Origin of the sequence: Streptomyces gardneri (assembly GCF_006539185.1) — a bacterium.
Taxonomy (GTDB): Bacteria; Actinomycetota; Actinomycetes; order Streptomycetales; family Streptomycetaceae; genus Streptomyces; species Streptomyces gardneri.
Window position 1 is genome coordinate 22,091 of record NZ_BJMN01000035.1, and the last position, 14,181, is coordinate 36,271.

Annotated in this window: 14 protein-coding genes; all 14 read right to left on the reverse strand. The window is 72.0% G+C overall.

Annotated elements, in window-relative coordinates:
- Positions 1–26: 26 nt before the first annotated feature.
- On the reverse strand, positions 27–656 hold the full coding sequence (locus SGA01_RS25900; RefSeq protein ID WP_055640435.1) for a helix-turn-helix domain-containing protein: 630 nt from the start codon (positions 654–656) through the stop codon (positions 27–29).
- A 76-nt stretch (positions 657–732) separates the two neighbouring features.
- On the reverse strand, positions 733–2,118 hold the full coding sequence (locus SGA01_RS25905) for an aspartate aminotransferase family protein (protein WP_141298903.1): 1,386 nt from the start codon (positions 2,116–2,118) through the stop codon (positions 733–735).
- Positions 2,119–2,128: 10 nt separating this feature from the next.
- Positions 2,129–3,151, reverse strand: coding sequence for an adenosyl-hopene transferase HpnH (gene hpnH, locus SGA01_RS25910; protein ID WP_055640437.1), 1,023 nt, complete (start codon positions 3,149–3,151; stop codon positions 2,129–2,131).
- A 7-nt stretch (positions 3,152–3,158) separates the two neighbouring features.
- The gene (locus tag SGA01_RS25915; protein WP_141298905.1) at positions 3,159–3,848 is read right to left on the reverse strand and encodes a phosphorylase family protein; all 690 of its coding nucleotides are present in this window, start codon (positions 3,846–3,848) and stop codon (positions 3,159–3,161) included.
- Positions 3,848–5,866 (reverse strand): squalene--hopene cyclase, encoded by a 2,019-nt coding sequence (gene shc / locus SGA01_RS25920; protein WP_141298907.1) that lies wholly within the window; start codon positions 5,864–5,866, stop codon positions 3,848–3,850. The genes SGA01_RS25915 and shc overlap by 1 nt, the downstream gene beginning before the upstream one ends.
- A 108-nt stretch (positions 5,867–5,974) precedes the next feature.
- On the reverse strand, positions 5,975–7,075 hold the full coding sequence (locus tag SGA01_RS25925) for a polyprenyl synthetase family protein (RefSeq protein WP_141298909.1): 1,101 nt from the start codon (positions 7,073–7,075) through the stop codon (positions 5,975–5,977).
- On the reverse strand, positions 7,072–8,472 hold the full coding sequence (gene hpnE, locus SGA01_RS25930; RefSeq protein WP_141298911.1) for a hydroxysqualene dehydroxylase HpnE: 1,401 nt from the start codon (positions 8,470–8,472) through the stop codon (positions 7,072–7,074). The genes SGA01_RS25925 and hpnE overlap by 4 nt, the downstream gene beginning before the upstream one ends.
- Positions 8,469–8,633 (reverse strand): hypothetical protein, encoded by a 165-nt coding sequence (locus tag SGA01_RS41190; protein WP_167534181.1) that lies wholly within the window; start codon positions 8,631–8,633, stop codon positions 8,469–8,471. The genes hpnE and SGA01_RS41190 overlap by 4 nt, the downstream gene beginning before the upstream one ends.
- Positions 8,633–9,583 carry a presqualene diphosphate synthase HpnD gene (gene hpnD / locus SGA01_RS25935; RefSeq protein ID WP_055640442.1) on the reverse strand — a complete coding sequence of 317 codons (951 nt, stop codon included), beginning with the start codon at positions 9,581–9,583 and terminating at the stop codon, positions 8,633–8,635. The genes SGA01_RS41190 and hpnD overlap by 1 nt, the downstream gene beginning before the upstream one ends.
- The gene (gene hpnC / locus SGA01_RS25940; RefSeq protein WP_141298913.1) at positions 9,580–10,491 is read right to left on the reverse strand and encodes a squalene synthase HpnC; all 912 of its coding nucleotides are present in this window, start codon (positions 10,489–10,491) and stop codon (positions 9,580–9,582) included. Before hpnC ends, hpnD begins: the two co-directional genes overlap by 4 nt.
- 312 nt (positions 10,492–10,803) lie before the next feature.
- Entirely contained in the window at positions 10,804–11,451 is a 648-nt protein-coding gene (locus SGA01_RS25945) for a TetR/AcrR family transcriptional regulator (protein ID WP_141298915.1), read from the reverse strand.
- Positions 11,452–11,565: 114 nt separating this feature from the next.
- Positions 11,566–12,351 carry an ABC transporter ATP-binding protein gene (locus tag SGA01_RS25950; RefSeq protein ID WP_141298917.1) on the reverse strand — a complete coding sequence of 262 codons (786 nt, stop codon included), beginning with the start codon at positions 12,349–12,351 and terminating at the stop codon, positions 11,566–11,568.
- The gene (locus SGA01_RS25955; protein WP_141298919.1) at positions 12,344–13,273 is read right to left on the reverse strand and encodes an ABC transporter permease; all 930 of its coding nucleotides are present in this window, start codon (positions 13,271–13,273) and stop codon (positions 12,344–12,346) included. Before SGA01_RS25955 ends, SGA01_RS25950 begins: the two co-directional genes overlap by 8 nt.
- 49 nt (positions 13,274–13,322) lie before the next feature.
- Positions 13,323–14,168 carry a glycosyltransferase family 2 protein gene (locus SGA01_RS25960; RefSeq protein ID WP_174867498.1) on the reverse strand — a complete coding sequence of 282 codons (846 nt, stop codon included), beginning with the start codon at positions 14,166–14,168 and terminating at the stop codon, positions 13,323–13,325.
- Between the last annotated feature and the right edge of the window lie 13 nt (positions 14,169–14,181).

Genomic DNA, 14,181 nt, shown 5'->3' on the forward strand with positions numbered 1-14,181 from the left:
TTCTTCTCGAACGGGATCACGCGGTTTCAGCGCCGGTGCGGGGTTCCGTCACCGAGGCACAGCTCGGCGACGGGACTCTGCATCAGGGTGTGCACGAAGAGCAGCTCGGCCCCGCCGGAGGTGGCGGCGCCGATGCGGTGCGGGGTCAGCGAGTCGAAATGCGCGCTGTCCCCGGGATCGAGGACGTGGACGGCCTCGCCGAGCGCGAGCCGCACCCGCCCCTCCAGGACGTGGATCCACTCCTCACCGGGATGGACTCGCACGATGTCGGCCCGGGTGGCGTAAGGCACGTGGACGCGCAGGCACTGGAGCGCGCGCCCGGCGCCGCCGGCCTGCCGGTAGATCCAGCCGTCGGCCTCGACGGGCTCGGAGCGGCCGGCCCGGACGACGGGGTCCCGCTCGGGCGGCGCCTCGCCGAGAAGCTCGGAGACCGTCGTACCGTAGATACGGGCGAGGCCGAGCAGCATCGGCAGCGAAGGCTGCCGGTTCCCCGTCTCCAGACGGGAGAGGTGGGCCGGCGAGAGGCCGGCCCGCTGGGCGGCGGCCTCCAGGGTGAGTCCCCGGCGGCGGCGCAGGGCGCGCAGCTGTGGGGCGACGTCGGGCAGGACGTCGAGGGTGGCGGGGTCCGGGGAGGTCTCCCCGGGGACGTGGTCCATGCGTCTATTCCGCCAGGATCGTGCCTCTGAGGCAAGTTTCTTGCCTCAGAGGCAAAGGATCGGTGATCCGTCCGGTTCAGCGCTGTGCCACGGCCTGCTTCACCAGGGTCTTCCCGAAGTCCCACATCAGCCCGCCGCCCCCGTGGGCCTCGTCCATGACCGCCGTGAAGGCGGTGACGAACCGGTCCACGTCCGTCTCGTCGATGATCAGCGGCGGGATCAGTTTGATCACCTCCAGGTGGTCCCCGGAGACCTGGGTGAGGATGTGGTGCCGCTGGAGCAGCGGCACGACGACCATCTGGGCGAAGAGTCCCTTGCGGGCCGCCTGCAGCATCGTCCAGCGCCCGCGCAGCCCCAGCGAGGACGGCCGGCCGAACTCGATCCCGATCATCAGACCGCGCCCGCGGATCTCGTGCAGCAGCTCGTAGCGGGGCACGAGCTCCTTGAGGCGTCCGGAGAGCAGGTCGCCGATCCGGCGGGCGTGGGCGACCGTGCCCTCGTCCTCCATGACCGACAGGACGGCGAGCCCGGCCGCCATGGCCTGCGCGTTCGATCCGAAGCTCGCCGAGTGGACGAGGACCCGGTCCATCGACGAGTAGACCTTCTTGAAGATCCAGTCCTTGCCGAGGGTGGCGCCGACCGGCACATAGCCGCCGGAGAGCGCCTTGGCGACGCAGACGAGGTCCGGTTCGACCCCGTCCTCGTGCTGGTACGCGTAGAAGTCGCCGGTCCTGCCGAGGCCGGTCTGCACCTCGTCCGCGATCAGCAGAGCGCCGTGCCGGTGCAGCAGCTCCTGCGCGGCACGCAGGAAACCGGGCGGCGCCTCGTGGACCCCCTTGCCCTGGATCGGCTCCACGACGAAGGCGGCCACGTCGCCCCGGAGCAGCTCCCGCTCCAGGGCTTCGAGGTCACCGAGGGTGATCGCGGTGTCCGGCAGGAGCGGGTCGAAGCCCTCCCGGAAGCCCCGCTCGCCATTGACGGAGAGCGAGCCCGTGGTGAGCCCGTGGAAGGCGTGGGAGCAGTAGAGGACCCTGGGCCGCCCGGTGGCGTACCGGGCGAACTTCAGGGCGGTCTCCACGGCCTCCGTGCCGCTGTTACCGAAGAAGACGCGGTCGAGGTGCGGGCTGTGCGCGAGCAGCCGCTCGGCGAGCAGACCGGGGAGCGGCTGGCAGTCGAAGCGGGTGAGGTCGGCGAGCTGGGCGTCCAGGACGTCGTGGAGGGCCTTGCGGACGACGGGGTGGTGCCGTCCGAGGCCCATCACGCCGAAGCCGGCGAGCATGTCGAGGTGGTCGACGCCGTCGGCGTCCCAGAAATGGGCGCCCTCGGCCCGCTCGTACACCTTGTCGAAGCCGATGGTGTGGAGCATGCGTGGCAGCTGGTGGTTGAGGTACTTGGCGTGCAGCTCGTAGCGCTCGCCGCCGCGCTCGGCGAGCAGCGCCCGCAGGTCGAACTCCCCGCTCATGCCGACCGCCTCACGCGCTGTTCCCGGAGACGGTCTCCCTGATCGCGCGCAGGGACTCCTTGAGGGACCCCATGGTGGCGAGGACGGCGGTGGGCTCGTAGCCGCAGTGCGCCATGCAATTGGCGCAGCGCGGGTCCTTTCCGCGGCCGTACTTGTCCCAGTCGGTGTCCTCGACGAGTTCGCGGTACGTGGGGACGTAACCGTCGCTCATCAGATAGCAGGGGCGCTGCCAGCCGAAGAGCGAGTAGTTGGGAATGGCCCAGGCCGTGCAGGGGAAATCGGCCTTTCCTTCGAGGAAGTCCAGGAAGAGCGGCGAGTGGTTGAGGCGCCAGCGGCGCCGGTTTCCGCCCGCGAAGGCCTTCTTGAAGAGTTCGCGGGTCTGCTCGACGCCGAGGAAGTGCTCCTGGTCGGGTGCCTTCTCGTAGGCGTAGGCGGGCGAGATCATCATTTCGTCGACCTGGAGGTCGTCGTTGAGGAAATTGAGCACCTCGATGATGGTCTGCGGGGTGTCCGTGTTGAAGAAGGTCGAATTGGTGGTGACGCGGAAGCCGCGCCGCTTGGCCTCCTTGATGGCCGCCACCGCCTCGTCGAACACGCCCTCCTTGGCGACGGATTCGTCGTGGCGCTCGCGCAGGCCGTCGATGTGCACGGCGAAGGCGAAGTACGGCGAGGGCGTGAACTTGTCCAGCTTCTTACGGAGCAGCATCGCGTTGGTGCAGAGGAAGACGTACTTCCTCCTCGCCACCAACTGGCGCACGATCTCGTGGATCTGCGGGTGCATCAGGGGCTCGCCACCCGCGATGGACACCATGGGCGCACCGGATTCCAGGACCGCGCCGACCGCCTGCGCGACCGGCATGCGCTGCTTGAGAACACCCGCCGGGTGCTGGATCTTTCCGCAGCCCTCGCACGCGAGGTTGCAGGCGTAGAGCGGCTCCAGCTCGACGATCAGCGGGAACTTGTCCCGCTTGCGGAGCTTCTGTTCGAAGAGGTAGGTCCCGACCCTGATGGACTGACGGAGCGGCATGGCCATAACTCGTTCACCTCCTGGGGAGCAGCAAAGAACGGTGCCATTCGAAGAACGCGGGAAGGACGGCGCGAAGGACACGGAAGGCTGATATTCCCCCGCGTACCGTGCCGATCCGGACCAGTTCATGTTCTGGAGCGTCCACGACCACCCGGACGGCCGCAACCGGGCGCGCGTCCGGCCCGCTCCCGAGCCGGCCGGCCTCCCGCGCGGTCCGCAGGGTCGCCGCGGACTCCATGTCGACGGCGATCGCGCCGGTGGCCCGCAGCGCGGCCCGCTCGGGGCCGCGCACCACATGGTCGGAGCCGCTCAGCGGGCCGGTGTGGACGGTCCGCCCGGGCACCGCCCTGACCAGCGCCTTCACCAGGAGCTCGGTGCCGACGCAGGGGGTCGTGCCGTCGGGGCCGCGGGTCTCCTCCGCGACGATCAGGTCCCCCGGATGCATGCCCGGGGCGAGTCCCGCGCAGAACCCGGAGGCGATGACGGCGGCGTCCGCCCACCGCTCCTCGCCGAGCACCCGGGCGACGGTCCGGCGGGCATGGGCGGGTCCCATGCCCGTACGCACCACGGTCACCGGGCCCGGGGCGCCGCCGCGGTCCCCGCTGCGCAGGGCGAACTGCTCGATGCCGAGCGCGCAGGCGATCAGCAGCGGTGGCGCGGTGGCGGGGCGGGAGACCGGGCCCGGGCCCGGCTCGTGACCCATCAGCGCTCCTTGCCGGGCGAGGGCTCCCCGTACACGTAGCGCCCGAGCGCCGTGAGGGGGAAGACCTGCCGGTACAGGTGGTAGTTGATGGAGAAGTCCCAGGGGAAGCCGGTCCCGGTGAAGTACGGCTCGTCCCAGGAGCCGTCCTCGCGCTGCGTCTCGGCCAGCCAGGCGACACCCCGGCGGACGGGCTCCGAGTCGCGCTCGCCGGCCGCGAGGAGGGCGATGAGCGCCCACGCGGTCTGGGAGGCGGTGGAGGCACCGCGCCCGATCCACGCCTCGTCCTCGTACGAGCGGAGGTCCTCGCCCCAGCCCCCGTCCTCGTTCTGCACGGTCCCGAGCCAGCGGACGGCCCGGCGTACCGCCGGATGGGAGACGGGCAGTCCGGCGGCGGTGAGCGCGGGGAGCACCGAGCCGGTGCCGTACACGTGGTTGACGCCCCAGCGGCCGAACCAGGCGCCGTTCGGCTCCTGGTTCGCGATCAGCCACTCGATGCCCCTGCGGGTACGGGGGTCCTGGGCCAGCCCCTCGTAGGCCAGCATCTCCACCACATGGGCGGTGACGTCGGCGGAGGGCGGGTCGACGACCTCCCCGAAGTCGCAGAAGGGGAGCTTGTTCGGGAAGGGGCTGGTGTTGTCGGCGTCGAAGGCGGCCCAGGCGCCGTTGCGCGACTGCATGCCGAGGGTCCAGCGGGCGCCCCGGGCGACGGCCGCGTCCACCCGCGCGGGGTCGGGGTGCCTGACCCGGCGCAGGGCGAGCAGCACCTCGGCGGTGTCGTCGATGTCGGGGTAGTTGTCGTTGTGGAACTCGAACGCCCAGCCGCCCGGAGGCAGCCCCGGGCGCCGCACCGCCCAGTCCCCGGTCCGGGTGATCTCCTCGTCGAGCATCCAGTCGACGGCCTTGACCAGGGCCGGATGGTCGGGCGGGAGCCCTCCGTCGGCGAGCGCGATGGCGGCGAGGCAGGTGTCCCAGACCGGCGACTGGCAGGCCTCGATCATGCGGGTGGGGGCACTTCCCTGGCCGTCGGGCCCGGGGGGACCGTCCTCGCGCCAGACCGCGAAGCGGTCGAGGGACTCCAGACCCGCGCGCATGACCGGGTGGTCGAGGTCGTAGCCGAGGAGGTGGAGGGCGATGATCGAGTAGACGGCGGGGGGCTGGATGCCGCCCCAGCAGCCGTCGTTCTCCTGGCGCTCGACGATCCACCGCGCGGCCACGTTCATCGCGGTCCCGCGCAGCGCGCGCGGAGCGATCCGGTGGTAGGCGTGCAGCGCCTTGTCGAGCCGCTGGAAGATCCCGTCCCAGCCGGTGGCCGGGGCGAGCGGCCGGGACGGGTTGGGCCGGGCCGGGTCGGTGTGCAGCTCGTCGAGCGGGAAGGGCGCGGGGCGGACCGGGCGCTTCGCGGAGACCACGGTGAGCGGCACGATCGTCTGCCGGGCCCAGCAGCCGAAGTCGTAGATGTTGAGCGGGAACCACTTCGGCAAAAAGAGCAGCTCGGGGGGCAGCTCGGGCAGGTCCTCCCAGCGCCACCAGCCGAAGAGGGCCAGCCAGATCCGGGTGAAGACCCGGGCGGCGGCGATACCGCCCCGGGCGCGCACCCAGGCGGAGGCGCGGGCCATGTGCGGGGCCTCGGGCGCGTCCCCGGCGAGCCGCAGGGCGACATAGGCCTCGACGGTGGCGGAGACCTCGCCGGGTCCGCCGTAGAAGGTGGCCCAGGCGCCGTCCTCCCGCTGTTCGCGGCGGATGTGGTGGGCCGCCGCGCGCAGAGTGTCGGCGTCGAGGATGCCGAGGAACTGGCGGAGGAGGAGGTCCTCGGCGTCCATGGTGACGTTGGTCTCCAGGTCGCCCTTCCACCAGCCTTCCGAGTCCTGGCGGGCTAGCAGGTGCTCGACGGCGCGCTCCGCGGCCCGTGCGGCGGCTTCGTCGAGGTCCGACGCGGAGGCGTCGGTGTCGTGCGCGGTGCTGGCCGCGGCCGCCCTGGGGCCCACGGCCCCGGCGCTTCCGTCGGTCGTCGCTGTCATGGCTTCCCCTTTGCGGCAGTCGGCTACTTCTGCTTCTACGGGTCTGCCGTCGGCCGGCGCCGGATGGCACCGGCCGGCGACCGCGAACTCATATCAGGGTGATGGTGATCATCTCTTCCGTACGACCACGAAGTCGGCCAGCGCGGTGAGCTGTTCCCGCACGTGGGCGGGCATGTCCACCTCGTGCAGGGCCGCGATCGCGACGGCGTGCTGGCGGCGGGCCTCCTGGGAGGTCCACTCGCGTCCTCCGGCCTCCTCGATGAGGGCCGCCCGGAAGGCGAACTCCTCCTCGGAGAAGGTGTCGAAGTCATTGGACTTGGCGTCCTCGGCGAGCAGCTCGCCGAGCCGCTCGGAGGCCTGTCCGCCCGCGGCGAGGGCCGCGACGACCGGCAGCGACTTCTTGCGCTGGCGCAGGTCGCTCCAGGTCTGCTTGCCGGTGGCCTCCGGGTCGCCCCAGATGCCGAGGAGGTCGTCGACGGCCTGGAAGGCGAGCCCGAGGTGGTACCCGTACTCCTCCAGCTTGTCGGCGGTGCGGTCGTCGGCGCCGCCGAGGACGGCGCCGATGGAGACGGCGCAGGCGAGCAGGGCGCCCGTCTTGTTGCCCTCCATCTCCAGGCACTCCTCGACGGTGACCCGCTCGCGGTGCTCGTAGGAGATGTCCTGGGCCTGCCCGTCGATGAGCTTGCGGCTGGCGGTGGTGAGCCTGCGGGTCGCGCGCCCGGCCTCGACGGTGCCGAGCTCCAGCAGGATCTCGTTGGCCAGGGCGAACAGCGCGTCGCCGACCAGGATGGCCTGGGCGGGGCCGTGCACCTTCCACACGGTGTCGCGGTGGCGGCGCTGCTCGTCGCCGTCCATCAGGTCGTCGTGGAGCAGCGAGAAGTTGTGGACGAGCTCCACGGCGACGGCGCCGGGGATGCCGACCTCGGGCGCGGCGCCCGCGGCCTCGGCGGACAGCAGGGCCAGCGCGGGCCGGACCGCCTTGCCGCCGTCGCCGTCGGCGGGGTTGCCGCCGGCGTCGATCCAGCCGAAGTGGTAGGCGGCCACGGTGTCCATGGGCGCGGCGAGGCGGTCGACGGCCGCCCGCAGTACGGGAGTGGACATGGTCCGCCCCCGCTCCAGCAGTGCGGACACGTCCGCGGTGTCGACGGCCGGATTACCCGGCGGCACAGTCGGCACGGTCTCTCCTCTAGTTCCGGTACTCACAGTCATGCCGCCTCCTGCAGCGGATGGTCATGACGGCGGCCGAGGGTGGAGAGCACTGCGCCCGCTGCGCTGAATCCGCTGCGGACGGCGCCCTCCATGGTCGCGGGCCAGCCGGTGGCGGTCCAGGATCCGGCCAGGTAGAGGCCGGGGACCCGGGTGCGGGCGCCGGGGCGGAGCCGGCCGACGCCCGGGGAGGGGGCGAACGTGGCCGTCCGCTCCCTGGTGACGAAGAAGTCGCGGATCCCGGCGCCTCGGGCGGCGGGCAGCAGCCGCTCCAGCTCCGGGAGGTAGCGCTCGCGCAGGGCGGCGACGGGCTCGTCGATCTCGTCCTGGGCGGCGGACTGGGAGACGGCGAGGTACTGGCCGCCGCCCTTCAGTCCGGAGGAGTCGGTGCGGTCGAAGACCCACTGGACCGGGGAGCCGAGCGCGGTGAAGAAGGGCTGCTTCAGCACCTTGCGGTCGTAGACGACATGGAGGTTGAGGATGGGCGCGGTGTCGATATCGAGGAGCCGGTCGGGGTCGTCGAGGGCGCCTTCGGGCAGCAGGGCGTGCGTCTCGGCCTGCGGTACGGCGAGGACGACGGCGTCCGCCTCGATCGTCTCCCCCGGCACCTCGACGGTCCAACGCCCGTCGTCGGTACGGGAGATCCGCTCGGCCTTGGTGCGCAGCGCGGTGCGGACGCCGAGGGCGTCGAGCTCCTTCGCGGCCCGGGTGTCGTGGAGTTCGCCGAGCGGGACGTGGGCCCAGCCGATGTCGGCGGCGCCGGGCTCGGAGAGGAGTCCGGTCTTGAAGACCATCGCGGCGAGCCCCATGGAGGCCTGCGGGGCGGGGGCGTTGAGGGTGGGGATGCCGACCAGATCCCAGAGGGCCTCGATGGCCCGGGGGGACTGTCCGTGGCGGCCGAGCCAGGTGGCGAAGTCGATGCCGTCGAGCGCCGGGTCGGCGGGGTCGAGCTTCTTCAGGGCGAGCGCGGCCCGCCCGACGGAGGCCCGCTCGGCGAGGGAGAGGTGGGGGTACGTGGCGAGGCTGCGCGCGAGGTGCAGCGGTACGGGGAGGGCGTCGCGGCGGATCCGGCCGAGGCGGGGGCCGCGGGGGTGGGCGACGTCCAGGACGGGGACGTCGAGGCGGTCCTGGAGGGGGGCGAGCCGGGCGCCGTCGACGCGGTCGAGGAACCAGCGGTAGGCGGTGCAGCAGCGGAGGTACACGTGCTGGCCGTTGTCGACGGTGAGGTCGCCGCGGCGGAAGGAGAAGGCGAGGCCGCCGAGGCGGGGCCGGCCTTCGAGCAGCGTGACGCGGACGCCGGACTCGGCGAGCTGGAGCGCGGCCGTGATGCCGGCGAGCCCGCCGCCGACGACGACGGCGTGGGGCTGCCGGGAGTTCCGCTCGGTTCCGTCGGTCGTCACACGGCCTCCGTTCGGGTCGGGGCGGTCGGCGGGAACGCCACGGACAGGGACGCCGCGCTGTTGGGGACCTCGGCGAGGAGCGCCCCGGGCAGGGGCACCGCAGGCAGGGACGCCGGAGCGGCGCTCCGGGTTGCCCTGCGGGCGGAGGCGTACGGGCGCATCAGGCACGCCTCCTGACCGTACGGCGGGCGATGTGGCGGGTGTCGAGCCCGGAGAGCCCGCGCACGGCGACGTACGCCTTCTCCCGGCCCGGCAGCGAGACCCGGCCGCGCAGCACGGCCTCGGGGTCGCGCTCGATGCGGTCGAGCAGCCGCCGGTAGATGCCCGCCATGGCCGCGACGCACGCGCCGCTGCGCCGGTCGAGCATCGGCAGCAGCCGGTAGCCCTCGGCGAACAGGGCACGGGCGCGCCGGACTTCGAAGTGGACGAGCCCGTCGAAGTCGGAGCCGGGCGGCGGGGTCGCGCTCCCGAAGCCTTCCCCGCAGCCGAACTTGGCGAGGTCGTCGGCCGGCAGGTAGGTGCGGCCGTTGCCGGCGTCCTCACGGACGTCCCTGAGGATGTTGGTGAGTTGGAGCGCGAGGCCGAGGGTGTCGGCGTACTCGGGGGCGCGGTCGGCCCCCTGGGCGCCGGGCTGGGTGCCGAAGACGCCGAGCGAGATCCGGCCGATCGCGCCGGCGACGCAGCGGCAGTAGACCTTGAGGTCGTCCCAGCTCTCGTAGGTCGCGCCGCGGACGTCCATGAGGACGCCGTCGATGAGCTCGTCGAGACCGCCGAGCGGGATCGGGAAGCGGCGGGCTGTGTCGGCGAGGGCGACGGCGACGGGGTCGGTGTCGTCCTCCTCGACCTCGCCCGCGCGGACCCGGTCGAGCAGCGCGCGGGTGGCTTCGAGCCGCTCCCGCTTGGCCTCGACGGGGAGCGTGCCGTCGCCGATGTCGTCGACGCGCCGCGAGAAGGCGTACAGCGCGGACATCGCCTGACGCTTGTCGGTCGGCAGCAGCCGGATCCCGTACGCGAAGTTACGGGCCTGCTGCCCGGTGACCGCCTCGCAGTAGCTGTAGGCGGCCAGGACCGGTGCGGACGACTGGGGCTGTCCCTCCACGGTCGCGTTCACCCCTCTCTCCGCGCCCGGAGCAGAACCGCTCCCACGTGGCGCATCAGGCTCGGCTTGGTGGCCTTCGGTGGGCCGGTCAGCACGTCGTATCCGGCGTCGGTGATGGCGTCGAGCGCCGAGAGGCCCCCGCCGGCGAAGCCCGCGAGGAGCAGGCGGAGCCGGCCGTGGACGCTGCCGACGAGCGGGGCGCCCGCGTGCAGCAGGTCGCGGGCCCGCCCGGCCTCGAAGGCGATCAGGGCGCGCACGGAGGCGCCCGCGGTGGGCCGGGCGAGGTCGTTCTCGGTGACGTGGAAGCGCTTGAGGTCCTCGGCCGGCAGGTAGACGCGGTCGTTCCCGAGGTCCTCGGCGACGTCCTGGAGGTGCTCGACGATCTGCAGGGCGGTGCAGATCTCGTCGGAGCGCCGGATCCGCTCGGGGGTGTCGGTGCCGGTGATGGCGAGGACGAGGCGGCCGACGGGGTTGGCGGAGAGCTCGCAGTACGCGAGGAGGTCGTCGTACGTCTCGTAGCGGGTGACCAGCTGGTCCTGGCGGTTGGCGGCGATCAGCCCGAGGAAGGGTTCGGGGGTGAGGCCGCGGCGCCGGACGGTCGGCTGAAGTCCCTGGAGGAGGGGGTGGCGGGGGGTGCCGTCGAAGACGCGACGGAGGTCCGCCTCGAAGGCGTCGAGGAAGGCGAGCCGGTCCTCCGCCTCCTCGGGGTCGAGGCCGAGGTGCCGGGCGTCGGCGCCGCCGGGGGCCAGGTCGCCGTCGCCGATGTCGTCGACGAGTCGGGCGAAGCCGTAGGCGGCCATCAGGTCGTCACGCCAGGCCCGGGGCAGGAAGAAGGGGGCCACGGGGAAGTTCTCGTCCGCGGCCTTGCCGAGGGTGGCGCGCGAGGAGGCGTCGGGGCGCGCCTGCCGGGTGTCCGTCACAGGTCACTGCCCGCCGGAGGGACGGCGAGACCCTCGTGGAGCTGGAGATTCTGCGTCATGGCCGTCACGACTCCCGTTCTACACTGCCGATCCAATCCATCCTATTTCGGACACGCCGCCTACTCCTGCCCGCCGGGCCGTCTCCCGGCGACCCGATGGCCGTGGGGTATCGCCCTACTTGCCTCGAAACAGACCGGTCCAGCTTACGTTGTACGACGGCAGTCGTCGTTCCGGGGTGGCGGGGAGCCGGGACTTCATCCGTACGGGTCGCCAACCCTCCTGCATTGCAAGGGAGTTCGAGACCGGCGGGGTTCAGAGTCCGCGCGTGCCGGAGACGACCATGGCCAGGGTGGATTCGACGACGTCGTCCCTGCGCTGCGCGGGAAGTCGCCTCAGGGGGCCGTCGAGCAGCAGGAGTGACAGTCCGTGGACGGCCGACCACGCGGCGGCGCCGGCCGCGGGCCGGCTGTCGGGCCGGGGGCCACCGACCTTGGCGAGGCCCTCCAGGGCCTCCCTGAGCAGGGTGAACGCACGGATCTCCGGCTCGGGCGACACCCGGCCGCCGGCGGGCTCGTCGGCCTCGGCGGGGCGGGGCACGCAGAAGGCGGCCCGGTAGAGGCCGGGCTGGTCCACGGCGAAGCCGACGTATCCCCGGCAGAGGGCGACGAGCCTGCGCTCGGCGGCCAGGGCGGGGTCGTCGGCGCCGGGCTCGCGGGCGGCGGCCCGCTCCATGGAGTCGGCGAGCCGGCACTGGGCGAGGATTTTGACGGTACGGAGGAGTTCGCCCCGCCCGTCGAAGTGCCGGTAGGCGGCGGTGGGCGAGACGCCGACCCTGCGGGCGGCCTCGCGCAGGACGACCCGCTCGGGGCCCCCGTCGGTGGCCAGGTCGACGGCGGCGCAGATCAGCGCGTTGCGCAGGTCGCCGTGATGATAGGTCTTTCCCCCCGAGATCGCTGCCATGGACTCATCCTGCCCGATGTTGACCACATGAACATTCCAGGTGGACACGCGACGCGCGGAAAACGGAACCGCCCCCACCGGGGGTGGGGGCGGAACGCGAGACATCGGGCGCGGTCAGCGGGCGGTCTCCCGCTCGTACGCCTTGAGGACCTCGTCCGTGGGGCCGTCCATCAGGAGCTGCCCCTTCTCCAGCCAGAGCACCCGGTCGCAGGTGTCCCGGATGGACTTGTTGCTGTGGCTGACGAGGAAGACCGTGCCGGCCTCCTTGCGCAGCTCGCGGATGCGCTCCTCGGAGCGGATCTGGAACTTGCGGTCGCCCGTCGCGAGCGCCTCGTCGATGAGGAGGACGTCGTGGTTCTTGGCGGCCGCGATGGCGAAGCGGAGCCGGGCGCCCATGCCGGAGGAGTACGTGCGCATCGGCAGGCTGATGAAGTCGCCCTTCTCGTTGATGCCGGAGAAGTCGACGATGCCGTCGTACCGCTCGCGCACCTCCTCGCGGCTCATGCCCATGGCGAGGCCACCGAGGATGACGTTGCGCTCGCCCGTGAGGTCGTTCATGAGGGCCGCGTTGACACCCAGGAGCGAGGGCTGACCGTCGGTGAAGACCTTGCCGCTCTCGGTGGGGAGCAGTCCGGCGACGGCACGCAGCAGGGTGGACTTGCCGGAGCCGTTGGAGCCGATGAGGCCGATGGCCTCGCCCCGGTAGGCGGTGAAGGTGACGCCGCGGACGGCGTGGACCTTGCGGACGCCACGGCTGACCTCGGCCTTGCCGCGGCCGACGATCCGGCTGAGGGCCGCGGTGGCGCTGCCCTTGCCTCCGCCACCGGTGTTGACCCGGTAGACGATGTGGACGTCGTCGCAGATGACGGTGGGGACGTTGCTCGGGTTCGGGTCAGCCACGGCCGTACCTCTCCTCGGCCTTCCAGAAGTAGACGAAACCGCCGGCGCCGACGACCAGCGCCCAGGCGAGGGCGGTCATCCAGACGTGGTCCGGAAGGTTCTGCGCGCCGTAGCCGTCGATGAGGGCGAAGCGGATCAGATCCATGTAGACGGCCGCCGGGTTGTACATGAGGATGTCGGCGATCCAGGCCGGCTTGTCGGCGAGCATCACCGGGATCGAGAACATGACGCCGGACGCGTACATCCAGGTCCGCATGATGAACGGCATCAGCTGGGCGAGGTCGGGCGTCTTGGAGCCCATCCTGGCCACGATCATGGCGAGTCCCACGTTGAACACGAAGTGCAGGAAGAGCGCCGGGATCACCAGCAGCCACCGGAGCGTGGGGTAGCTGCCGAAGGAGAGCACGATCGCCACGAGGACGATCATCGAGAACAGCAGCTGCTGGAGCTGCTGGAGCGAGAAGGAGATCGGGAGGCTGGCCCGCGGGAAGTGCAGGGCCCGGACCAGTCCGAGGTTGCCCGAGATCGCCCGCACGCCGGCCATGACCGAGCTCTGGGTGAAGGTGAACACGAAGATGCCGGTGACCAGGAAGGGGATGTAGACCTCCTTGGTCATCCCCTGCCCGGCGCCCAGGATCAGCCCGAAGATCAGGTAGTAGACCAGGGCGTTGAGCAGCGGGGTCGCCACCTGCCACACCTGGCCGAGCTTGGCCTGGCTGTACTGGGCGGTCAGCTTGGCCGAGGAGAAGGCCAGGATGAAGTGGCGGCGGCTCCACAGCTCGCGTACGTACTCGAACAGCCCGGGCCGGGCGCCGCTGACCGAGAGACCGTACTTCGCGGCCAGCTCGGCCGGGGCCAGGCCCTCGTCGACGGACGGGGGCGCGCTCGTCGCGACCGCCCCGCCCTGGTGTGTGTCACTCACAGTCGAAACTTTCGTGTTCAAGATGCGCGGCACGTCGGGTACCACGATGTCAGACGACCGGGGGGCGACCCAGCCGGGTCAGCCGCCACACCGTACGCCACCTCATCGGGCGGCGCGGCCCGCAGGGAGTCGTCCACCCCTCGCGGAAACCGCCGAACCACGCCTTGAGCGCGGAGAGCGAGGGCCGACGTGCCAGGGTGAGCAGCAGCCAGACGCCGAGATACACCGGCACCAGGGGCGCGGGCAGATTGCGACGTGCCAGCCACACTCGGTTACGGGCCACGTTGAAGTGGTACGAGGCGTGGCGGGAAGGTGCCGTAGTGGGGTGCAACAGCACCATGTCGGAACGGTAGTCGATCATCCAGTCGGCGTCGAGCGCGCGCCAGGCGAGATCGGTCTCCTCGTGCGCGTAGAAGAACTCCCCCGGGAGAGCGCCCACTTCGGCGAAGACCTTCGTACGGACGGCGTTGGCGCCGCCGAGGAAGGTCGTCACCCGCGAGGAACGCATCGGGTCGGAGGCGCGCAGCCGCGGCACGTGCCGGCGCTGGGTGGCCCCGGTCTCCGGATCGGCGATGCGGAAGCTGATGATGCCGAGGCGCGGGTCCGCCGTGAAGGCCTGGCGGACGAGCTCGGCGGTGTCCGCGTGGGCGAGCAGCCCGTCGTCGTCGAGGAAGAGCAGGACGTCGACGTCGGTGCCGCCGGGGCCGAAGGCCTCGATGCCGACGTTGCGGCCGGCGGGGATGCCGATGTTCTCCGGCAGGTCGACGGTGCGGACCCCTTCGGGCACCCCGGTGACCGGGGTGCCCTGCCCGACGACGACGACCTCGACGGGGTCGCCCTCCTGCTTGGCGACCGAGTCGATCAGCGCGCGCAGGTCGTCGGGGCGGTTGCCCATCGTGATGACGACG

What these genes read in the sequence shown, in the direction of transcription:
- SGA01_RS25900 (WP_055640435.1), bottom strand. Translation starts at nt 656, where the DNA reads ATGGACCACGTCCCCGGGGAGACCTCCCCGGACCCCGCCACCCTCGAC.
- SGA01_RS25905 (WP_141298903.1), bottom strand. Translation starts at nt 2,118, where the DNA reads ATGAGCGGGGAGTTCGACCTGCGGGCGCTGCTCGCCGAGCGCGGCGGC.
- hpnH (WP_055640437.1), bottom strand. Translation starts at nt 3,151, where the DNA reads ATGGCCATGCCGCTCCGTCAGTCCATCAGGGTCGGGACCTACCTCTTC.
- SGA01_RS25915 (WP_141298905.1), bottom strand. Translation starts at nt 3,848, where the DNA reads ATGGGTCACGAGCCGGGCCCGGGCCCGGTCTCCCGCCCCGCCACCGCG.
- shc (WP_141298907.1), bottom strand. Translation starts at nt 5,866, where the DNA reads ATGACAGCGACGACCGACGGAAGCGCCGGGGCCGTGGGCCCCAGGGCG.
- SGA01_RS25925 (WP_141298909.1), bottom strand. Translation starts at nt 7,075, where the DNA reads ATGACTGTGAGTACCGGAACTAGAGGAGAGACCGTGCCGACTGTGCCG.
- SGA01_RS41190 (WP_167534181.1), bottom strand. Translation starts at nt 8,633, where the DNA reads ATGCGCCCGTACGCCTCCGCCCGCAGGGCAACCCGGAGCGCCGCTCCG.
- SGA01_RS25945 (WP_141298915.1), bottom strand. Translation starts at nt 11,451, where the DNA reads ATGGCAGCGATCTCGGGGGGAAAGACCTATCATCACGGCGACCTGCGC.
- SGA01_RS25960 (WP_174867498.1), bottom strand. Translation starts at nt 14,168, where the DNA reads ATGGGCAACCGCCCCGACGACCTGCGCGCGCTGATCGACTCGGTCGCC.